Below are 21,365 nucleotides of genomic sequence, written 5' to 3'. Positions count from 1 at the left end.
GTATTATTTTACCACAAGCTGAACTGTCTCTTTTCCACGCTGTTCCACCAGAACTGAACGTCCGTTTTCCAAGGACTTCACAGCTTTATCATCAAAATGACGGATGGTATAAAGGGAAACATCTTCATGACAGACTACATTGAACTTTCTTTTTAGTTCATCCAACATAGCTTGCAACCCATTGAACTTGTTATCCAAACAGACCGAAAAACTAATGGCGGAATTCTGGATCAAGTCAACCTTCATTCTATGGTCGTGCAACAGTTTGAAAATATCGCTGATGTTGTTCTCCACAATGAAGGAGAAGTCCAAGGAGGAAAGTTTGATCAACACCTGGTTTTTCTTAACTATAAAACAAGGAACTTTAGGGGAAATCCCAATACCTTTTCCGACTGTGGTCCCATTGTCCTTTGGTTTTACAAAGGATTTGACGTGCAAGGGGATTTCCTTGCGCTGTAAAGGTTGAAGTGTTTTGGGGTGGATCACTGATGCCCCATAAAATGCCAACTCAATGGCTTCACGATATGAAATCTCATCCAATAACTGCGTCTCGGAAAAGTTTCGCGGGTCAGCATTCAGCACGCCTGGCACATCTTTCCATATGGTAACGGAATCCGCGTTAAGGCAATAAGCCAAGATGGCCGCCGTATAATCGGAACCCTCTCTTCCCAAGGTGGTGGTAAAGTTATTGTCGTCGCTCCCCAAAAAACCTTGGGTAATATAGAGTTTGGAGGTGTCCAATTTGGCCACCTGCTCTTGGGTACGTTCCCAATTGACTATAGCATCCCTGTAATTGTTATTCGTTTTGATCAAGTTGCGGACATCCTGCCACACATTGGATAGTCCCACCTCCTTCAAATACTCGCTGATTATGGTGGTGGAGACCAATTCCCCATAGCCTACCACTTGATCATATACAAAGGCATTTTTGGGGGATTTGTTCCAAGCAAGAAAGCCCTTGACCTCTTCAAAAAGGGTTTTGACCTTATCGTAAACAGGATGGTTCGTGTTTTCGAATAATTCGGAAAGAATTGCCTCATGGTATTCCCAAACTTCTTGGATATAGGGGGTCACTTGTTTTTTGTCCTTGAAATACGCGGCAACCACTTTTTCCATGGCATTGGTGGTTTTGCCCATGGCCGAAATTACCACCAAGGTATCTTCATGACCTACTTCTTTAAGAACTTTGACTACGTTTTTTACCGCATCGGCATCTTTGACGGATGCGCCACCAAACTTAAATACTCTCATTTATTTCGTTACTATGATTATATGGAAGATTCTTCCAAGTTTTCTATGTATGTTCTAATTCCAGTTTCATTCAGATGGACCACATCCCAATCCCTTTTTACATCAGCACCTTTTTTCTCATAAAAATCGATGGCGGGATCGTTCCAATCCAAAACTTCCCATGAAATTCTTCTTACGCCCAAGCGGTGTCCGTATTTTACCACCTCGTCCAAAAGGGCCGTTCCCAGTCCACTACCACGCATTTCCTTGGAAACGATCAAATCCTCCAAGTGCACAATGGGGCCCTTCCACGTTGAATATCTAGGATAAATAAGGGCAATGCCAACAACCTTGTCCGCTTGTTCTGCAACGAAACAATGGAACATTTTTTTGGGCCCAAAACCATCCCTTACCAAATCTTCCTCGGTCACCTCTACCTGTTCAGGTTCTTTTTCAAACAATGCCAACTCCTGGATAAGTCGCAAGACCTGACCCATGTCTTCTTGGCGGGCATCTCGAATTGAAAATTCCATATTGTTATAAATAAAACTCAAAGTTATAAATTTCTAAATCTTTATGGTAGCGAAAACGTTGTAGTTTCACAAAATGCACGATATTTGCCCTCAAATAAAACAGCCCTGTATTTATGTTCAGTAAGCACAAAACCCTTGGTGAATTTATTATAGAAAACCAGACCGAATTCAGGTACTCCACCGGGGAGCTCTCCAAATTGATCAACGCCATACGATTGGCCGCCAAAGTAGTGAACCACGAGGTAAACAAGGCCGGTTTGGTCGATATTTTGGGAACCGCAGGCGATACCAACATTCAAGGGGAAAACCAACAGAAGTTGGACGTGCTTGCCAATGAAAAATTCATCCAAACCCTAAAGAACAGGGAGATTGTATGCGGCATTGCCTCAGAGGAAGAAGACGATTTCATCAGCATCAACAGCCAAGACGAAAACCATCAGAATAAATATGTGGTGCTCATCGACCCTCTGGATGGATCTTCCAATATTGACGTGAACGTTTCCGTAGGAACCATATTTTCGGTCTATCGTAGGGTTACTCCAGTTGGCACTCCGGTGACCTTGGAAGATTTTCTGCAACCAGGAAAAAACCAGGTGGCCGCAGGTTATATTATTTATGGGACCTCCACCATGTTGGTCTATACCACAGGACATGGGGTTAATGGGTTTACCCTAAACCCCGCAATTGGAACTTTCTATCTTTCCCACCCCAATATGCAGTTCCCAGAAACCGGAAAAATCTACTCGGTAAATGAAGGGAACTATATCCATTTCCCGCAGGGAGTCAAGGATTATATTAAATATTGCCAAAAAGAGGAGGGCGACAGACCCTACACCAGCCGATATATAGGTTCGTTGGTGTCCGATTTCCATCGAAATATGATCAAGGGGGGAATTTACCTATATCCCAAAAGCAGCAAGGCACAAAAAGGAAAACTCCGTCTGCTGTATGAATGCAACCCTATGGCATTCCTTGCCGAACAGGCCAATGGAAAGGCGAGTGACGGCTTCAAAAGAATTATGGAAATACAACCCACCGAACTACACGAAAGGGTTCCATTTTTCTGCGGAAGTAAAAAGATGGTGGAAAGGGCCGAAGAATTTATGTCAGATTCCTAGCCTATTTCTCCATAAGAAACATGTAATCCTCAAAACCTATCTTTCCAGTAAAGATGGCAACGGATTTGTCTATCAAAGCCTCAGCCTTCTCAGGAGAATACCCTAAACCTACGGCATACTTTACAATAAGTGCCTTTTGTGCTTCATCGATTTTTTGGTCGGCAAGGGCCAATTCAAAAAAGTCGAAAAGTCGCTTCAACCTTCTTTCCGAACTGTGGGGAGTTTCAATTGGATATCTGTTCTCCTTTTTCATCACTTCCTTGTATTCGGCGTCTGTGATGTTCAATCGGAACGCAAATTTGTCCAAAACGGCCTTTTCCTGTTCGTTGATCTCACCATCAACGGCGGCCAAACTGGCCAAGGTGGCGAAATGGGCCAAATTTCTTCGTTGTTCTCCGTGTTCGTAAAGGTCTAAAATGGGCATAAACTAAAATTTGTTCGGCAAATATAAATCTTAAACCAAGGACGGTAAAATTATCCCCAAAAGAAATTGTAATTTTCTTTCTGCTAGTGAATTTCATAACAATACCCGCTGAAAAATTCCGAACTTTTCCATATAGCCCAAGATTGGTTCCAACAACAAGGATGGAAGCCATTTGCCTTTCAAAAACAGTCTTGGGAGGCTTTTTTGAATGGAAAGCACGGGCTGTTGAATGCCCCAACTGGAAGTGGAAAAACCTATGCACTTTGGTTTCCAATTGTTTTGGATTACATCCGAAAAAACCAGGATTATAAAACCAAACACAAAAAAGGACTGAAAGCTATTTGGATAACCCCGCTACGAGCGCTTTCACAAGAAATAAAACAATCCGCGGAGCGTATCACCCAAGATTTGGAGACCCAGATGACCGTAGGAATTAGAACTGGGGACACCACCACTGCCGAACGTGCGAGGCAGAAAAAAAGTATGCCCGACCTACTGATCACCACCCCTGAAAGCCTCCAGCTTTTACTGTCTTCCAAAGGATATGATAAAGTCTTTAAGAACTGCTCTGCTGTGGTGGTGGATGAATGGCACGAGCTACTGGGGTCCAAAAGAGGGGTTCAAATGGAATTGGGGCTTTCCAGGTTAAAAACCATCGCTTCAGACCTGCGGATATGGGGTATATCGGCCACCATTGGAAATCTGGAACAGGCTAGGGAAGTTTTGTTGGGGCCCACCTCCAAGGAATTGGATAATTCGATTTTGATAAAGGCCAACCTTAATAAAAAGATCACAGTAAAGAGTATTATTCCGGAAAAGATGGAGACTTTTCCTTGGCGGGGACACCTAGGACTGCATCTTTTAGAAAATGTAGTTCCCATCATCAACAGCAGCAAAACTACCCTGTTGTTCACCAACACCCGGGGACAATGTGAAATTTGGTTTCAGAAAATCCTGGAAAAACATCCGGAGTATGCCGGGGAAATTGCCATGCACCACGGAAGTATCAACAAGGACACCCGACTTTGGGTGGAACAGGCTATCCGAAATGAAAGTCTGAAGGCCGTCGTCTGCACCTCTAGCTTGGATTTGGGCGTGGATTTTGCACCTGTGGAAACTGTAGTGCAAATTGGAGGTCCCAAAGGTGTTGCGCGATTCCTTCAACGCGCGGGCCGCAGTGGCCATCGTCCGGGCAAGGAAAGTGTAATCTACTTTTTACCCACCCATGCCATCGAACTTATCGAAGCTTCTGCCATGCAAAAGGCTGTTTTAAACGCTGCAGTTGAGGACCGGATTCCTTATTTGAACAGTTATGATGTTTTAATACAATACCTGACTACCTTGGCGGTATCGGAAGGGTTTTATCCTGATGAGATTTATCAAGAGGTCAAGCAAACCTTTTGCTACCAAACCCTCACGGAAGAAACTTGGCAATGGCTATTGAATTTTTTGGTGATGGGAAGTCAGAGCCTAAAAAGTTATGACGAATACAAAAAAGTGGAGGTGGAAACTGATGGAAAGTTCAAGGTGAACAATCTGGCAATTGCCCGGCGACATCGATTCCAGATTGGGACCATTGTAGGTGATGCCAGTCTCTCTGTTCGCTACCAAAAGGGTGGTTATATAGGAACCATAGAGGAATCTTTTATTTCTAAAATGAGTCCTGGGGACGTCTTCACTTTTGCAGGAAGGAATCTGGAGTTTATCCGAATTAAAGGAATGACGGCCCAAGTGAGAAACTCCTCCAAACGGAGCAACAAAATCCCATCCTGGATGGGGGGTCGCCTGAGTTTTTCGGCAAAGATGTCCGAGTTACTCCGACAAGAATTGTACACTGCGGAGCTTCCGCTCAAAGATCAGGCGATAGAAATCCAATCTTTGGCCCAGATGTTTGCCAAACAACGGGAAGAGAGTATTGTGCCACAACCCCATCAGTTTTTAATTGAGACCTTCAAGACGAACGATGGATACCACCATATCTTCTATCCGTTTGAGGGTAGGGCCATCCATGAAGGTATGAGTAGTTTGTTGGCCTACAGGATAAGCTTGCTAAGTCCGATTACCTGTTCCCTTGCTTTTAACGATTATGGTTTTGAATTGCTTTCGGACAAACCCATTGACATCCAAGCCGTATTGGACAACAACTTGTTTACTTCCGAATATATGCTATCCGATCTGCAAAAAAGTTTAAACTCCAACGAGATGGCCAGACGTAAATTCAGGGATATAGCCGTAATCAGTGGGATGGTGTTCACCGGCTACCCGGAGAAAGGCGTAAAAATGAAACACCTGCAAAGCAGCTCCCAATTGTTGTTCGATGTCTTCAAGGATTTTGAGGACGACAACCTATTGTATCAACAAGCCTACACCGAAACCTACGAGCATCAATTGGAGGAAGGTCGATTGCGCTTAGCTCTGGAAAGAATCGCCGAACAGGAAATGGTTTGGAAACAATGTGAAAATCCAACCCCGTTTTCATTCCCCATTATTACGGATAGGCTACGGGAAAAATTATCCAATGAAAAACTGGCCGACCGTATTAAACGGATGACCAGAATTTTAACCCGGTAGTACGATGCTTACCCAATCCGTGTCATCTCGTGCAGCGAGAAATCTGCAACTGCGCCTTCCGTGGCCTCCATATAGGCTGCTATGTGTGGGTTTTCCATGTGCTTTTGCCATAGCTCCCTAGTGGTCCAATTTTCGAAGAACAAAAACAAGTTTTCGTTTTCATTGTCTTGGTGCAGGTCATAATTGACACACCCTTCTTCTTCCCTGGTTGGCGCAATGAGTTTTATTAATTCTGATTTGACCAATTCCCGCTTTTCCGGTTTGGCCAAGATTCGCGCTACGATGGTTAATTGCTGATTTGCCATGCTTTTAATTTAGTTTATGGTTGTTACTACATCCGTTAATGCTCTTCTGGATTTTGGATTTTTGGATGGTTGGTTAAAATCGTCCTTGTCCCGGTATCCGATGGCCACCCCAACCAATGCATGGTGGTGCTCTGCATTCAATATGCGATTGTATTTTTCCGGCTCTATACCTTCCATCGGAGTGGCATCAATTCCCATATTGGCACAAGCTGCCAGAAATACACCAAGGGCTAAATAGGTTTGGCTATCAAACCATGCTTTGAGTTGCTCTTCGGGAAAAGACTTCAAAAATTGATCGTAATAGGCCAAAGCCCGATCGGGTAAGGTGGCTTCAATCTGTTTTTCAAACATTGGAACCGAGTCGATTCTACTAAAAACTACCAAAGTGTCGCAGTCCAGTACTTTCTGTTCATTAAAAAAAGACGCCTTTGCCAAGTTCGCCTTGGTGGCCGTATCCCTTACAAAAGTAAACTTCCAAGGCTGACTATTAATGGAAGAAGGGCTTAATCGTACAATCTCTTTCAGCTCCTCAATCATTTCAGGATCAATGGTTCGCGTAGCGTCAAACTTTTTAGTGGTATAGCGCTCTTGCATTGCAGTTACAAAACTCATATTTTTATACTATATTTATTATAGTAACAAAACTAACTATAGTTGATTAATCAAACAATAACGGTCAAAAAGGATAGTATCAAATATAAATTTTAGATCCATGTATACGGTAAAAGGAAAAACATACCCGTGCTGTACCAGTGTCACCATGGGCATTATTGGGGGCAAATGGAAATCCGTAATCCTATTTTATTTATTGGAAGGCTCTCTGCGCTATAACGAACTCCTGAAAAAAATCAATGGGGTCACGGAACGAACCTTAAGCCTTCAGCTAAAAAGTCTGGAAGAGGATGGAGTGATCAAACGAAAAGTCCACACCACCAAACCCCCACTAAAAGTAGTCTATTCATTAACCGAATTTGGCACAACGCTTACCCCCTTGTTACGATCGATTGCGGAATGGGGCGATTTTGTGGTTGAAAACCATGCCGACTGATTTAAGGATGTATCTTTAATAATTGTGAAGAATATTTCCATAAAAATCCAAGATCAAACCTTTATGCTTCATCCCTTGGGTGGCATGTTTTGGGAGGAAAAATCCATGCTGTTGATCAGCGATGTGCACTTGGGAAAGGTGGCCCATTTTAGAAAATTCGGTGCCGCGGTTCCCCGAAAGGCCATCCATAAAAACTATGTGCTTTTGGACCAAATCGTATCGGAATTTAGTCCTTTCCAGATTTGTTTTTTGGGTGATCTATTCCATTCTACCTTGAACAAGGAATGGAATCTCTTTGAAAACTGGGTGGCCAAGACCCCAGCTGAGATTGTTTTAGTGTCCGGCAACCATGATATCATTTCCCCACACAAATTTGAAGACATTGGGGTTCCTATTTTTCAAGAACTGATTCTGGAGAATTTTCTGTTGACACACCATCCGGAGCAGCGTGAAAACTACTTCAACCTTTGTGGTCATATCCACCCAGCTATCAAGTTAAGGGGAGAGGGAAGACAGACCCTGCGATTGGCTTGCTTTTTTAAAACCAAGAACCAACTTATTTTTCCAGCTTTTGGCGAATTCACTGGTACCTATACCCTAAAACCCAAAAAAGGGGATGAGATCTACGTTATTGTGGAGGATGAGGTAGTGCAGATTTAGAAATTCTACAACTCGGCACGAAATGACCAGTTTTTTTAATCCCAACGGGTAAAAAACGAGAAATCGGATGGAACGGTTGTCCACCACCTTCCGTCCCCATATATTTGCAGCAAATTTGTTGGATTGACCAAATCGTCCATTTCCCAACTCTTTGAACAGTCTCCCCAGCTCGGGAAACTGCGGGATACTATTGCCCAACCTCTCGATTCCGCTCAAGGTGACAACACAAAACTTGGTGTAAAAGGCCTAACAGGCTCCGCCCTTTCCTTCGTAATTTCCTCTACCTTCCAAGAAGCGGAGGTTCCATTTCTCATATTGCTGAACGACAAGGAGGAGGCCGCATACTATCTCAATGACCTGGAGCAATTGATTGGCGAAAAAAATGTGCTGTTCTATCCGGGCAGTTATCGAAGGCCATACCAAATTGAGGAAACGGATAATGCGAACGTATTGCTACGCGCGGAAGTACTCAATCGCATCAATTCTCGCAAAAAACCAGCGGTGATTGTCACCTATCCCGATGCACTTTTTGAAAAGGTGGTCACCCGAAAAGAGCTGGACAAAAACACCTTAAAAATAAAGCTGGAAGACACCCTGTCCCTAGACTTTTTGAACGAGGTATTGTTTGAATATCAATTCCAACGAGTAGATTTTGTAACAGAACCCGGTGAATTTTCAGTACGCGGTGGGATTGTGGATGTGTTCTCTTTTTCAAACGACGAACCTTATCGTATCGAGTTTTTTGGGGACGAAGTGGATAGCATCCGAACCTTTGATGTAGAAACCCAGCTTTCCACGGACAAGGTGAAACGCATCACCATTATTCCCAATGTGGAGAACAAGTTTTTGCAGGAGACAAGGGAGAGTTTTTTAAGATACATCTCCCCCAAAACTGTCATCTTTTCCAAAAACCTGGATTTGGTCTATGCCCGATTGGATTCCTTTTTTGAAAAGGCCGAGGAGAGCTTTAAGGAACTCAGTGAAGAAATCAAACATGCCAAACCGGAAGAACTCTTTGTTACCTCAACTTTGTTGAATTCCCAGTTGGAAGATTTTAAAATGGTGGAATTTAGTGCTTCGACTCCGCTCAGCAACCAAAATTTCAAAAACACGGTTACTGAGCGAAGTCGAAGTGACTTTATTCAATTCAATACAAAACCACAACCCACATTCAACAAAAAATTTGACCTGCTTATTGAGAACCTCAACGAGAATCATCAAGCGGGCTACACCAATTATATATTTTGTTCCACGGAACAGCAGGCAAAACGGTTTCACGATATTTTTCAAGATATTGAGGAAGAGGTTCATTACAAGACCATCGTTTTTCCACTTTACCAAGGTTTTATAGACCATGACCTGAAACTAGCCTGCTATACCGACCATCAGATTTTCGAGCGCTATCACAAATTCCAGCTGAAAAATGGGTATGCTAAAAAGCAGGCGATTACCCTTAAGGAACTCAACAAACTCGAAATTGGGGATTATGTCACCCATATAGACCATGGTATCGGCAAGTTTGGTGGGTTGCAAAAAATTGATGTTGAGGGCAAAAAACAGGAAGCCATAAAACTGGTCTACGGTGATCGCGATATCCTATACGTAAGTATCCATTCCCTGCACAAAATCTCCAAGTTCAATGGCAAGGATGGCGCTCCACCGAAAATCTATAAACTGGGCTCGGCTGCCTGGAAAAAATTAAAACAAAAGACCAAAAGCAGGGTCAAGAAAATCGCTTTCGACCTAATCAAGGTATACGCAAAACGTCGTCTGGAAAAAGGGTTTCAATATGCCCCCGACAGTTATTTGCAGCATGAACTGGAGGCTTCGTTTATTTACGAGGACACCCCAGACCAAGAAAAATCCACCCAAGATGTAAAAAGGGATATGGAAAGCGAACGCCCCATGGACCGATTGATTTGTGGGGATGTTGGTTTTGGGAAAACGGAAGTGGCCATAAGAGCGGCCTTTAAGGCGGTGGACAACGGCAAGCAAGTGGCGATACTGGTACCGACAACAATTCTGGCTTTCCAGCACAACAATACCTTTAAGAAACGACTTGGGGAATTACCTGTGACCGTGGACTATCTCAACCGTTTTAGAACGGCCAAGGAGAAACGGGAAATCCTCGAACGTTTGGAACAAGGCAAAATTGACATCATCATTGGCACCCATCAACTGGTGAACAAAAATGTACAGTTCAAGGATTTAGGATTGCTCATTGTGGATGAAGAACAAAAATTTGGGGTTGCCGTAAAGGACAAGCTTAAATCCATAAAGGAAAATGTGGACGTCCTTACCCTTACGGCCACGCCCATTCCCCGAACCTTGCAGTTCAGTTTGATGGCTGCCCGTGATCTTTCGGTAATCAACACACCTCCGCCCAATCGCTACCCCATCGAGAGTAGAGTCATCCAATTCAATGAGGAGATTATCCGTGATGCGGTTTCCTATGAAATCCAACGTGGGGGACAGGTGTTTTTTATCCATAACCGAATTGAAAACATCAAGGAGGTAGCTGGGATGATCCAGCGTTTGGTCCCAGACGCCAAGATTGGTATTGGCCACGGACAAATGGAGGGTAAAAAACTGGAGCAACTGATGATGGCCTTTATGAACGGGGAGTTCGATGTGCTCGTCTCCACCACCATTGTGGAAAGTGGCCTGGATGTGACCAACGCCAACACTATTTTTATCCACAATGCCAACAATTTTGGTTTGAGCGACCTACACCAAATGAGAGGGCGTGTTGGACGAAGCAACAAAAAAGCCTTCTGCTTTTTCATTACCCCACCCTATGAAGTGATGACTCCCGATGCCAGAAAACGGATTGAAGCTTTGGAACAGTTCACCGAGTTGGGAAGCGGTTTTAACATTGCCATGAAGGATTTGGAGATTCGGGGAGCCGGGGACTTATTGGGTGGAGAGCAAAGCGGGTTCATCAACGAAATTGGTTTTGAAACCTATCAAAAAATACTAACGGAGGCTATAGAGGAACTCAAGGAAAACGAGTTTAAGGAGCTTTATGAGGAAGTGGAGGGCGACAAACCCAAAACCTTCGTAAAAGAAACCCAACTCGATACCGATTTTGAATTGCTCTACCCCGACGATTACATCAACAATATAACCGAACGTCTCAATTTGTACACCCAACTGAACGAAGTTCAGGATGAGGAAGGTCTGCAAAAATATGAGGCCGAATTAATTGACCGGTTTGGGGAACTCCCCACGCAAGCTGTTGATCTTTTAAACTCTGTTCGTATTAAGTGGATTGCCAACAAAATCGGTTTGGAAAAGGTGGTTTTGAAAAAAGCAAAGTTCTTGGGCTATTTTCTGTCCGACCAACAATCCGATTTTTACCAAAGTGCCGCTTTTACCCAGGTGCTCCAATATGTGCAGAACAATCCCAGGGCTTGTCAGCTTAAAGAAAAGCAGACCCGCAATGGACTTCGTTTATTGCTGGTTTTTGATGGGATTAATTCTGTAGAAAAGGCCTTGGAGGCATTGCAGCCTTTTCAAAACGAAGCAATTCTAAATTAGATTTCCCACCTTTGGTCTAACATGTCACAAAAAGCTAAGACCTTTTTTAACTGGAGTTCCGGAAAGGACTCCGCCCTGGCGCTATACCATTTGCAACAAGGAAAGCAATTCCAAATCGATACCTTATTGACAACGGTCAATGCCCACTACAATAGAGTCTCCATGCACGGACTTCGAAGGGAAGTGCTGGAAGCACAAACCAAATCCATCGGGATTCCTTTGGAAATTGTAGAGGTTCCGGAAAAGCCATCCATGGAAACCTACAACGAACTCATGGCCACCAAAATGCAACAAATGGTATCCAAGGGGCATACCCATGCAGCTTTTGGGGACATCTTTCTGGAAGATTTAAAGGCGTATCGAGAAAAAATGTTGGCCACCCAAGGTATTAAAACCGTGTTTCCTATTTGGAAGAAAGATACCAAGGAACTGTTTTTAGAGTTTTTAAATCTTGGTTTCAAGTCGAAGATCATCTGTATCAACAATTCGAAATTGGACGAGGCTTTTTTAGGTGCTGAACTTTCCCCGGAATTGCTCAAGGAATTTCCATCGGATGTGGATCCATGTGGGGAAAATGGTGAATTCCACACCTTTTGCCATAATGGCCCAATTTTTGATCATCCCATACCTATTGTGACAGGAAAAAAAGTTTTTAAAACCTACGATGACCCTTCAAGTGCCTCGGGTAATATCCAGTTTGGGTTCTTGGATGTGCAATTAAAACGCATCATAGACTAATTTTACAAAATCGCCCATTTTGCTCGGCTCCAACCAGCGGGTAACAATGAGCAGTCCATTTTTCTGGTCCACAACTATATAATTACCTCCAAAGCCAGCGGCATAAAAAATATGTTCCGGTACCCCTTCCCAATGTCGATTGCCCTTTTGGTTGAGCCACCACATATACCCATAGTTTACATTGGGCGTTGAAGGTGTTGTGGCCTTGGCAATCCATTCCTTACTGATCAGTTGTTGATTCATCCATTTCCCATTGTTCAAGAACACCAACCCGAACCTGGCCATATCCTCAGCACTGATAAATATCCCTGCCCCGGAATGTCCACCGCCGGTTACAGATTTCATTTTCATCCCATCGATAACGGTCCAAGCGTGATCATAACCGTGCCATCTCCACGTAGTGGAGGCCCCAATTTTGTCCATTAAATTTTCTTTGAGTACCATGGGCAGCGGTTGGCGCCAAACCTGGGTAAGCGCATAGGCCAGTACATTTACCCTAACATCGTTGTACTCCATTACGGTACCGGGCTCATTTAGTTTTCTAAACCTCCAATCGTCCAATCCCCCTTCTCTTGGTGGTCTGTCCGCCCAATCGTTTAATCCCCACAATTCCCCCGACCAATCTGAATTTTGTTGCAGCAAATGTTCCCAATTCACCTTACTGTTGTGTTCACCGTCAAAGGTTCCGTCCCAAACATAGGTACCCACCTTGTCCTGAACATTTGAAATCAAGGCTTGGTCCCAGGCCAATCCTGCTGTGGTAGAGAGAAAACTCTTGGTTACACTAAAGGTCATGTCCACCCTTCGGGTGTCTCCCCAAGAAGCAAGCAGGTAGCCGTTCTGAATGATCATTCCCGCAGGTCCTCCCCTCTTTTTGGTTGGTCCCAAAATCTCATGAAAAGGCTCCCGCTGAAATCCTTTTAATATAGCCTGACGTAAATCCCTAGAACCGGAATATTCGTTGTCCTTGGCAAAGTTCACCGCAGTCTCCAATTTTTCTTGATCAAATTTAAATTGATTCGCCTCAGCTTTTTTCCATGTTTCGTTCCGCTCCGGGAAGAATATTTCCTGGCCTATGGATTGGTAAGTTGATGAAATAAGTAAAACAGCAAACAGTATAAATGTTCTTTTCATTTTCAGGGTCGATTTAGGAAATCAAGTTAATGATTGCTGTTTGAATCCAGAAACCCTAGGAAAGAATTTAGAATCGTTTTTTTAGAAGAAGTGTTCCGTCACTATCAAAGTACCTCCAAGTTCCCACTTGCTCATCCTTTTTGAACCTACCGGTCATTCTTTCCTCCCCACTTGGATAAAATTCCTTGTATTGGCCATGCTTAAGGCCATCCTTCAGCTCCACCTGAAACTTAAGGTTCCCATTGGAGTACTTCTTTGCAAAATTCTTTGCGGTTAGGTCGTTGGGATAGATGGGTTTCAAGTTAAAAACAGCCTCAGTTGGCCCTTCTTCTTGTGGAGTTGGGGAATTCGAGCTTGGGATTTTAACCGGTTCTTTCGTTGACTCGGGTTTTTGAAAATTGGCCACCAGCCTACTCTCGAAAAGATCATCCTCAGGGGTTAGTTGAAAACCAACTTGGGGAAAGCACACAATAAAGTTCTTGTTTTTTTGCATGCTTGCGCGGGTCTTGCCATCGGCCATCGCTTTCATATTGTTGTACAACAAGGGTACATTGCTATAGATGAACAAGCTGGATGCATTTTCAAACTTTTCATCAAAATGCTGGAAATCCTTCGAAGACATAAGGGTCTCCCCAGTCACAAAATCATTTATCAGTCCCTTAAGTGTATTTGGGTTGTTGCTAAATATCACATACTCATCAATCTGCGTAAAATAGGGTTTGTCAAACGCTTTAAAACGATTGCCCAATAGCAACTTGAAAAAACCCTTGATCGAAAGGAAATTGATTTCATAACCCTTGTAGTCGATGGCCTTGAATTTTACAGGGGTCTTCTTTTTGATTTGTTTGAGCACAAAATCCAAATGGTTTTTTGCCTCATCGGCATCATTGGTTTTAAGGACCAGGGCCATATCGGTTTGCCCCTTTGTAATTTTGGATGCTATCTGTAGCAGGGCAATCTCTTCCCCAATCCAGCGTACGAAGTTCTCCTCAACATTGATCTTCAGGAACTTTTCCACCTTTTGGATTCCCGCCATATAGGTTTCGAATTGTTCTGGATTATCCCGTTGTACATTTTGGAAGTTCCCATAGAATTCAGCAAAGCTATCGAAGCCATAACTTACATACATTGCGGTTCGCTTTGAAGCTACTTTGGGAATGCTTCGTTCTGCTTTACCAGATTGCTGTAACGCAGTTAAATAGTTGTGGTTTGCAGGGCTTATGTTGGTAAACCCATTTGCGGTGATGGTACTGTTTTCGTCCAGATCAAAGTGAAAACCCGAGTATAGCAAATTTTCACTTGCCCGGCTTATCCAATCATTTGGCTGGTCTGAAAACCTGCCATAATAATCGTCCAAAACCTCATATTGCAAATACAAGCGGAACAAATTCTCGTAGCCCACCTTTGAATTAATTTCCAAAAAGTTGAGGTCCCTTCCTAAATAGGGTTCCATGTATTGGTCAATGGATGCCTCTACCAAAGTATGGGTATAGGAAGCAACCAATTGGTTCTTGATAAAAGCCAGATACATGGTCTCCTTGCTCCTGCGGTCGTACACTTCCAAAAGCTCGTGATCGTGGTACATCCGTTTGCTCATTGTATAGTTTTCATTGAGCAAGGTGTTCAAATAGGTTTTTAACAGTTTGAGCTTGGCGATCCGCTTAAGGTCGAGCACATAAAAAAAGCCGTAGTCTTTTTTACTCACCATGTGGACCGAGATAAACAGGGAACGCCCGTCAAAAAACTCGAACAATTTGTGGTTATCATTAAAGACCGTATCCACTTTTTGGATGTTCTCGGTAAGCTTGGCAAAGTAATCGTTCTGTTGAAGGTGCCTCCAAGCATCACTCTCGCTAACCTTGGCCCAACTCTCCACAGGTTTTTCGGATTCTATGATAAAAACAGCATCCTTGGGTATGAGGTAAATGGACTGGAGGTTGCTTTTTGGGGATAGGATAAAAATGTAGGCCAGATAACAAAGGTAGACGACCAAGAGGCTCAACAACCCAAAAAGAATCCTTTTTCCCGTCATGTTTGTTTAAGTGTCTTCCATACAAACGGATAAACCAAAATTTTAGTTTATATCTTCCTTTCAATTTGAATCCTGATCTCTAAATCCGTTATTTTTGGAACCAAATTCCATATCCAGATGAAGCTGCTGAAAAAACTGATCAAGGGAATAGGCATATTGCTAATAACACTCCTTGTTTTTGCTTTGGTTTCCTTACTCATCGATTCCAACAGATCCTCATATCTCAAGATTTCACAACATCCCGAATTGGAAACCGATAGTTACCTCATCAAGAATGTCAACGTGGTTCCCATGACCCAAGACACGGTTCTATATAAGAAGGATGTTAAAGTCCAAAATGGGCGCATCCTAAAAATTGCTGATGAGGTAAAAGCCGATGGCCTACCCGAAATTGATGGGAACAATGGGTTTCTATCCCCGGGATTGGTGGACATGCATGTACACATTTGGGACAGGTTCGACTTGGGCGTTTATTTAGCGAATGGGGTAACCACAGTCAGAAACCTTCGTGGTTTTCCCATGCACTTGCGAATAAAGGAAGATATAAAAGAAGGAAAGATAGTATCACCACAACTATTTACTTCTGGACCCAAACTGACTGGTCCCGATGATCTAGGGGATGAAAAAATACAGGTCCAAAACCCCCAAATGGCAAGAGATCTGGTACGGGAACAGAAAGCAAAGGGATATGATTGTATAAAAACTTACGCCGGAATGCCTTTGGATATTTTCAATGCTGTTCTTCAACAGGCGGAGGCCTCCCAGATGGAGGTTGTGGTTCACCCAAGTTTCCAAGTGCCCTATGGAAACAATTTTCAACCTCAGATTGCCAGTATAGAACATGCCGAGGATATTGTTCAACAAGCCTTGTCCTATTCCATGGATACGACCGTTTTAAAAAGCGTAGTGGCGCAATATGGAGCAGGTAGGCAAACCTTAAGCCCAACATTGACCGGGTACCATAAAATACTGGAGATGCTACAAGACGAGAACGTTTTGGATTCGGAACAAATGGGCTATATCAACCCCCTGATCAAGAAATTGGACAGCAAAGTTCAAGTGGATCGTTGGGCGAATGAAAAATCAAACAATCCGGACATTGTTAAACACATTCAGGAGCAGCACGATTTTCATGTGCACATTGTAAAAGAACTCAATAGAATTGGAATCAACATTGTTAGTGGAACCGACGCCGGAATTGGCATTACCGCTCCTGGATTTTCAATCCATGAGGAGCTGGAGTTTTATCTGGATGCAGGGATGACCAATTACGGTGCCTTAAAAACCGCTACCAGAAATCCATCAAAAGTGCATGATGGACTCTTTGATATTGGTACTGTGGAAGAAGGTAAACGGGCCAACCTTATTTTGACGAGCCAGAATCCATTGGACAATCTTCAAGTGCTCCGAAATCCCAATTGGGTGATGGTCGATGGGCGTAAATTAGGGCCAGAGTTATTGGAAGAATTCAAGGACAAGGCCCAGAATAGAAAAGGCCTTATAGCAACTGCACTCCGCTGGGCAGAATACGTGTACTTGGAAAAGTAACTATAAGCTTTTCAAGTCCTTAATGGTCTTGAAGGCGACATCCACCTGCTCTTCGTTGACCAAAATGGTAAACTCATTGGTGGTAGAAATAACTTCGTAGAGTACAATGCCCTCCCAGGCCAAACGCTGAAAAATGAAATAGTAAATCCCAGGTACGGAAACATTCTCTGCGGGGAGCTTCACTGTAATCGAGGAAAGGTTTTCCGCTTTCTGGGTGCACCGTTCGTGCTTGAAATATTTTTCTACAATACCATCCATCAAACTGCTGATCACAATATTGATTTCGTTCACACCCCGGGACGAAGTATAAAAAACATCCTGGTTGGCGTGGACCTCCTCCAGTAGTTTGGCTTGCTGCCCAAGAATGGTTTCGGAAGCCAAAAAAGTATAATCAGTGAGTGAAGATCTAACCGTAATCTCGCCAATGTTCTTCAGCACCTTCACAATTCTATGCGTTGCCCTAAATTCCAAATCATCCGACAAGCGTTTTAAGGCCATAACTATAGCTCCATCCTTGACATCCTTGCCCAATGCATCGGAAATTTCAGGTTTGATCTGACGTGATAGGGAGGTAAGGTTAATAATACCCTGTGCAAGGGCACTTTGAAGAAAGGGTTTCTTTTTAATGTAATGTTCTACAACGGCCGATATGGTCTTCATTTGGTTTGGTTTTGTTCAAAATTAACATATTGTTACAAATAACACAAACGGTTAGAAAAAATAGAACGCATTTTTAACATGTTCCAAATTTAACCCTCCTTTTTTTTGGATTATGATGATCAAATCGAAACGAACCTCTTCATTTATACCATTATTCTCTATGTAGTAATCAGCCGCCATTACCAATAGTGAAATCTTTTTTTTGCTTATAGTTTGGGAAATTTCTTCAGTAAAGCCACCGGTTCTTGATTTTACCTCCACGATGACCAAAAAACCATCCTTTCTTGCAATGATGTCAATTTCGGCCTTTTGATAGCGAAAGTTTCTTTCGCAAATCTCGTAACCGTTCTTTAACAAGAAATCCACGGCCATCTGCTCTCCCAGCCTTCCAAATTCGTTGTGTTTCCCCATCAATTTTGAAAAATATTAAAAAATATGTGCAGTTCATCGAAAATTTTGGCAGTTCACGGCAAAAACAGCGTTTAGGTTGTAATTTGTTTGCTCAACTGAACCACACCCAACGTTAGCTAAACATATAGTTGCCCCAAAACTATGGACCTAATTAACGCCGAACATTGCTATGGAGTACTTTATCAATTGTAATTCCTCAACTTTGGCGCCGTACACTACTCCATTGGATGAGTTGCGTGCTGCCCATTTGTACCGGAGGCTTGGCTTTAGCGCCTCGGTAGAAACAATCAACGCCGCTGTGGGACAGACAGCGGATACCCTAGTGGACAACTTGGTGGATCAAGCCTTGGCCACTCCCCCTACAGCAGCGCCCACATGGGCGGACTGGACCAACGCGGATTATCCGGAGGATGACGATCTCGCAGGTCAGATGCGAAGGGCACAAAGGGAAGAATTTGCCACCGCTTATGGAAATGCCCTTTTGGATAACAATCTTAGGGATAGGCTCAGTTTTTTCTGGAGCAACCATTTTGTTACCGAAATAGATATATATAACTGTAATTCCTTTTTATATTATTATATCAACAATCTACAACGGAACGCCCTAGGTAACTTTAGGACTTTTGTTAGCGAGATTGGTCTTACTTCTGCAATGTTGTATTACTTGGATGGGGTAAGAAATAGGGGAAACAATCCAAACGAAAATTACGCCCGGGAGCTATATGAGCTATTCACCTTAGGAGAAGGTAACAACTATACCGAAGATGACATCATCGAAACGGCTAAGGCCATTTCGGGCTACACCAACAATGGAGAAATAGGATGTACCCCTGTTACTTTTGATCCAGAGGAATTCAATACAGAGAATAAAACCATATTCGGACAGACCGGAAATTGGGATTATGATGATGTAATCAACATTCTGTTTACCGAGCGAGCCAATGAGATTGCTTGGTTTATCTGCAAGAAGTTGTACGAGTTCTTTGTTCACCCAGATTCTGATGACGATGCTGGCAATGCCCAGACCATTATTAATGGCATGGCAGCTACATTTACTGCCAATAATTTTGAAATTGCTCCGGTACTTCGACAATTGTTTAAGAGTCAACACTTTTTTGATGAAGATGCAATAGGGGTAATCATCAAAAGTCCATTTGACTTATATATGCACCTAGTCAAAGAAACTGGGTTCGCTTACGACGACAATACCGTAATAAATATTGTAGATGCGGCAGGATTGATCGGCCAAACCATGTTTGATCCTTTTGACGTTGCCGGATGGCAGCGCGATAGACAGTGGATCAATACCAATTTTATTATTGGACGTTGGTTGACCACCGAAGTATTTTTAGAACGATTCTTCCAGGACAATCCGGAACAATTCAGGGATTTTGCCCTGGCACTTACAGGAAATGATGGCTTAACAAGCAACAATCCTGATGTTATTGCCAGACCTATTATTGATAAGCTGTTACCAAAAGGACTGCTCACCGATGCTGAATACGACAAGGCGCTCATCGCTTTTAGAAGTGATGTCGATGAAACGTATTACGAAGGTGGGGCCACACCAAGTTGGACATTGGCCGTATGGCCCACAGCCCCCTCACAAGTCTATCTTTTGCTCAGACATTTATCAAGAGAACCCGAATTTCAACTAAAATAACCCTACCCCATGTGCGATACTCACCATACCCACGATACATCACCATATAAAGGCCTAGAACACGATGGCCATGATCAAGAACATAAAACATGGAGCAGGCGTTCCTTTATCCAAGCTTTGGGTATTGCCGGTTCTGGATCCATGTTCCTAGGGAGCAACCTCGTTTCCGCTTCTGCACCATCCCCATTTACATCTGCCATTGCAGATGCAGAGACTGATAATATCTTGATATTGATCAGACTTTCGGGAGGTAACGACGGACTTAGCACGGTTATCCCTATTCAACAATACGATACTTATGCTAATGCAAGACCTAACATTTACATCCCAGAAAGTAAGGTCCTAAAACTTACCGATGATTTTGGTGTACCCACCTATATGAATTCCCTCGAGCCTATGTGGGGAGACGGCCAGTTCAAAGCTGTTCATGGTGTTGGGTACGAAAACCAGAGTTTGTCCCATTTTACAGGTTCCGACATTTATGCCAACACTGATCTAACCACAACCGGATTTACCGGTTTGAACACAGGTTGGATGGGTAGGCATTTTGAGGAATGTTTTCCTAACTATTTGATTGACCCGCCACCAGCTCCTGCGGCCATTCAGATTGGAAACCTGTCCAATCTTATTTTCCAAGGAGAGGAAACTAACTACGCATTCGTGACCAACAACATTGATCAGTTGGAGGAAATTGCGGAAACTGGTTTGTTCTATGATCTTGAAAATGCGCCGTTTGGTGACTGTATGTACGGTGATCAATTAAGATTCCTTAGAGGTGTTGCGAATACTACCTACGAATACGCTGGTAAGATTCATGAAGCCTACGAAAGAGGGCAAAACCAAGTGGAATATCAAGACAATGGATTTGCAAGACAATTGGCCTTGTTGGCCCGATTGATCAAAGGTAATCTGGGTACCAAAGTGTACATGATTTCCATGGGAGGTTTTGATACCCACGGAAACCAGCCTTTGGCCCACGAACGTTTGATGACCAATCTTTCTGTGGCAGTCAACAACTTCTATGAGGATTTGACTTTTACAGAACAGGATGAAAAAGTGTTGAGTATGACCTTCTCTGAATTTGGACGTAGGATCTTTGAAAATGGATCTAATGGTACCGACCATGGTAAGGCCGCACCTACCCTGTTCTTTGGTTCAGGATTAAATGGCAGTGCCTTTGTGGGAGATCACCCTGACCTAAACAATCCTAATGGTCGAGGAAACTTGGAATACACAATGGATTTTAGGGATTTGTATGCCACCGTTTTGGCAGAATGGCTTTGTGTACCCATCCCACTGGTGGAGCAACATTTGTTGGACCACCCCTATAACCCGGTTAATCTTGGATTTAATTGTAGCGGGGTTGAATTCCCGGACATCGTTTATAACGACGACCCACCAACGCTACCTGATACCCCTCCCAGCCCCGATGGTACAGACCCCGATCCAGATGCCCTGACCCGCATTGTGCACAAACCCTATTATCCAACAGAGCGTACACCGCATATTCATTTGGAAATGCCGGTTGCCGCCCACGTGGATATCCAATTGTACAATATCCTAGGTCAAAATGTTGGTACCGTGTTTAACGAGATGATGTTGGAAGGTTCCACGGAAATTAACATTCGTGAAAGTATGCGGGATAGCCTTGCCACCGGTAAATACATTTACCAAATCCGCGTAGGCGAAGAAAAATTGAGTAAGTCCGTAATGATCATGTAAGACTGGTTGTAACATTTAAATTCCAGAA

The 21,365-nt window shown here is 43.3% G+C and carries 18 protein-coding genes; 9 read left to right on the top strand and 9 right to left on the bottom strand.

The window, feature by feature from the left end:
- Positions 1-3: 3 nt before the first annotated feature.
- Complete coding sequence (locus M3P07_RS11060) at positions 4-1,251, bottom strand: aspartate kinase (RefSeq protein WP_249969973.1); 1,248 nt, start codon at positions 1,249-1,251, stop codon at positions 4-6.
- Between the two features lie 17 nt (positions 1,252-1,268).
- Positions 1,269-1,763, bottom strand: a complete 495-nt coding sequence (locus M3P07_RS11055; protein WP_249969972.1) for a GNAT family N-acetyltransferase — start codon at positions 1,761-1,763, stop codon at positions 1,269-1,271.
- A gap of 113 nt (positions 1,764-1,876) precedes the next feature.
- Here M3P07_RS11055 and fbp point away from each other — a divergent pair, with 113 nt between their 5' ends.
- The gene (gene fbp / locus M3P07_RS11050) at positions 1,877-2,881 is read left to right on the top strand and encodes a class 1 fructose-bisphosphatase (RefSeq protein WP_249969971.1); all 1,005 of its coding nucleotides are present in this window, start codon (positions 1,877-1,879) and stop codon (positions 2,879-2,881) included.
- 1 nt (position 2,882) lies between these two features.
- On the opposite strand, the gene M3P07_RS11045 is transcribed toward fbp, so the two are convergent.
- Positions 2,883-3,305: a tellurite resistance TerB family protein gene (locus tag M3P07_RS11045; RefSeq protein ID WP_249969970.1), complete on the bottom strand. Its 423-nt coding sequence runs from the start codon at positions 3,303-3,305 to the stop codon at positions 2,883-2,885.
- A gap of 108 nt (positions 3,306-3,413) precedes the next feature.
- Here M3P07_RS11045 and M3P07_RS11040 point away from each other — a divergent pair, with 108 nt between their 5' ends.
- Positions 3,414-5,876 (top strand): ligase-associated DNA damage response DEXH box helicase, encoded by a 2,463-nt coding sequence (locus M3P07_RS11040; protein ID WP_249970288.1) that lies wholly within the window; start codon positions 3,414-3,416, stop codon positions 5,874-5,876.
- A gap of 8 nt (positions 5,877-5,884) precedes the next feature.
- Here M3P07_RS11040 and M3P07_RS11035 read toward each other — a convergent pair whose 3' ends face one another.
- Both M3P07_RS11035 and M3P07_RS11030 read right to left on the bottom strand, forming a co-directional pair.
- Positions 5,885-6,181 carry a putative quinol monooxygenase gene (locus M3P07_RS11035; RefSeq protein WP_249969969.1) on the bottom strand — a complete coding sequence of 99 codons (297 nt, stop codon included), beginning with the start codon at positions 6,179-6,181 and terminating at the stop codon, positions 5,885-5,887.
- 9 nt (positions 6,182-6,190) lie between these two features.
- Positions 6,191-6,793 carry a nitroreductase family protein gene (locus tag M3P07_RS11030; RefSeq protein WP_249969968.1) on the bottom strand — a complete coding sequence of 201 codons (603 nt, stop codon included), beginning with the start codon at positions 6,791-6,793 and terminating at the stop codon, positions 6,191-6,193.
- Between the two features lie 100 nt (positions 6,794-6,893).
- Here M3P07_RS11030 and M3P07_RS11025 point away from each other — a divergent pair, with 100 nt between their 5' ends.
- From M3P07_RS11025 to M3P07_RS11010, 4 genes are all read left to right on the top strand, one after another.
- Positions 6,894-7,229, top strand: a complete 336-nt coding sequence (locus M3P07_RS11025; RefSeq protein WP_249969967.1) for a winged helix-turn-helix transcriptional regulator — start codon at positions 6,894-6,896, stop codon at positions 7,227-7,229.
- A gap of 21 nt (positions 7,230-7,250) precedes the next feature.
- Positions 7,251-7,889, top strand: coding sequence for a ligase-associated DNA damage response endonuclease PdeM (gene pdeM, locus M3P07_RS11020; RefSeq protein ID WP_319946573.1), 639 nt, complete (start codon positions 7,251-7,253; stop codon positions 7,887-7,889).
- Between the two features lie 123 nt (positions 7,890-8,012).
- Positions 8,013-11,429: a transcription-repair coupling factor gene (gene mfd, locus M3P07_RS11015; RefSeq protein WP_249969966.1), complete on the top strand. Its 3,417-nt coding sequence runs from the start codon at positions 8,013-8,015 to the stop codon at positions 11,427-11,429.
- A 21-nt stretch (positions 11,430-11,450) separates the two neighbouring features.
- Entirely contained in the window at positions 11,451-12,167 is a 717-nt protein-coding gene (locus tag M3P07_RS11010; RefSeq protein ID WP_249969965.1) for a Dph6-related ATP pyrophosphatase, read from the top strand.
- On the opposite strand, the gene M3P07_RS11005 is transcribed toward M3P07_RS11010, so the two are convergent.
- Positions 12,147-13,301 carry a serine hydrolase domain-containing protein gene (locus M3P07_RS11005; RefSeq protein ID WP_249969964.1) on the bottom strand — a complete coding sequence of 385 codons (1,155 nt, stop codon included), beginning with the start codon at positions 13,299-13,301 and terminating at the stop codon, positions 12,147-12,149. The two genes, M3P07_RS11010 and M3P07_RS11005, sit on opposite strands and share 21 nt — an antisense overlap.
- 67 nt (positions 13,302-13,368) lie before the next feature.
- On the bottom strand, positions 13,369-15,333 hold the full coding sequence (locus M3P07_RS11000) for a DUF3352 domain-containing protein (protein ID WP_249969963.1): 1,965 nt from the start codon (positions 15,331-15,333) through the stop codon (positions 13,369-13,371).
- A gap of 117 nt (positions 15,334-15,450) precedes the next feature.
- Here M3P07_RS11000 and M3P07_RS10995 point away from each other — a divergent pair, with 117 nt between their 5' ends.
- A complete protein-coding gene (locus M3P07_RS10995) occupies positions 15,451-16,881 on the top strand; it encodes an amidohydrolase family protein (protein ID WP_249969962.1) in 1,431 nt (476 codons plus the stop codon).
- Here the strand turns inward: M3P07_RS10995 and M3P07_RS10990 are convergent, their stop codons facing one another.
- The gene (locus M3P07_RS10990) at positions 16,882-17,541 is read right to left on the bottom strand and encodes an aspartate kinase (protein ID WP_249969961.1); all 660 of its coding nucleotides are present in this window, start codon (positions 17,539-17,541) and stop codon (positions 16,882-16,884) included.
- Positions 17,542-17,592: 51 nt separating this feature from the next.
- Positions 17,593-17,952 carry a YraN family protein gene (locus M3P07_RS10985; RefSeq protein ID WP_249969960.1) on the bottom strand — a complete coding sequence of 120 codons (360 nt, stop codon included), beginning with the start codon at positions 17,950-17,952 and terminating at the stop codon, positions 17,593-17,595.
- Positions 17,953-18,121: 169 nt separating this feature from the next.
- Here M3P07_RS10985 and M3P07_RS10980 point away from each other — a divergent pair, with 169 nt between their 5' ends.
- Entirely contained in the window at positions 18,122-19,615 is a 1,494-nt protein-coding gene (locus tag M3P07_RS10980; protein WP_249969959.1) for a DUF1800 domain-containing protein, read from the top strand.
- Positions 19,616-19,624: 9 nt separating this feature from the next.
- Positions 19,625-21,337: a DUF1501 domain-containing protein gene (locus tag M3P07_RS10975; protein WP_249969958.1), complete on the top strand. Its 1,713-nt coding sequence runs from the start codon at positions 19,625-19,627 to the stop codon at positions 21,335-21,337.
- Positions 21,338-21,365: the final 28 nt, after the last annotated feature.

Source organism: Flagellimonas myxillae (assembly GCF_023502235.1).
Lineage (GTDB): Bacteria > Bacteroidota > Bacteroidia > Flavobacteriales > Flavobacteriaceae > Flagellimonas > Flagellimonas myxillae.
This window is presented reverse-complemented; position numbering and strand designations above follow the sequence as displayed.

Bases quoted from the DNA above. Each gene is read 5' to 3' on its own strand.
- M3P07_RS11010 (WP_249969965.1), top strand. From the start codon at position 11,451: ATGTCACAAAAAGCTAAGACCTTTTTTAACTGGAGTTCCGGAAAGGAC.
- M3P07_RS10990 (WP_249969961.1), bottom strand. From the start codon at position 17,541: ATGAAGACCATATCGGCCGTTGTAGAACATTACATTAAAAAGAAACCC.
- M3P07_RS10975 (WP_249969958.1), top strand. From the start codon at position 19,625: ATGTGCGATACTCACCATACCCACGATACATCACCATATAAAGGCCTA.
- M3P07_RS10980 (WP_249969959.1), top strand. From the start codon at position 18,122: ATGGAGTACTTTATCAATTGTAATTCCTCAACTTTGGCGCCGTACACT.
- M3P07_RS11025 (WP_249969967.1), top strand. From the start codon at position 6,894: ATGTATACGGTAAAAGGAAAAACATACCCGTGCTGTACCAGTGTCACC.
- M3P07_RS11055 (WP_249969972.1), bottom strand. From the start codon at position 1,763: ATGGAATTTTCAATTCGAGATGCCCGCCAAGAAGACATGGGTCAGGTC.
- fbp (WP_249969971.1), top strand. From the start codon at position 1,877: ATGTTCAGTAAGCACAAAACCCTTGGTGAATTTATTATAGAAAACCAG.
- M3P07_RS11000 (WP_249969963.1), bottom strand. From the start codon at position 15,333: ATGACGGGAAAAAGGATTCTTTTTGGGTTGTTGAGCCTCTTGGTCGTC.
- M3P07_RS11045 (WP_249969970.1), bottom strand. From the start codon at position 3,305: ATGCCCATTTTAGACCTTTACGAACACGGAGAACAACGAAGAAATTTG.
- M3P07_RS11060 (WP_249969973.1), bottom strand. From the start codon at position 1,251: ATGAGAGTATTTAAGTTTGGTGGCGCATCCGTCAAAGATGCCGATGCG.
- M3P07_RS10985 (WP_249969960.1), bottom strand. From the start codon at position 17,952: ATGGGGAAACACAACGAATTTGGAAGGCTGGGAGAGCAGATGGCCGTG.
- M3P07_RS11030 (WP_249969968.1), bottom strand. From the start codon at position 6,793: ATGAGTTTTGTAACTGCAATGCAAGAGCGCTATACCACTAAAAAGTTT.
- M3P07_RS10995 (WP_249969962.1), top strand. From the start codon at position 15,451: ATGAAGCTGCTGAAAAAACTGATCAAGGGAATAGGCATATTGCTAATA.
- M3P07_RS11035 (WP_249969969.1), bottom strand. From the start codon at position 6,181: ATGGCAAATCAGCAATTAACCATCGTAGCGCGAATCTTGGCCAAACCG.
- M3P07_RS11005 (WP_249969964.1), bottom strand. From the start codon at position 13,301: ATGAAAAGAACATTTATACTGTTTGCTGTTTTACTTATTTCATCAACT.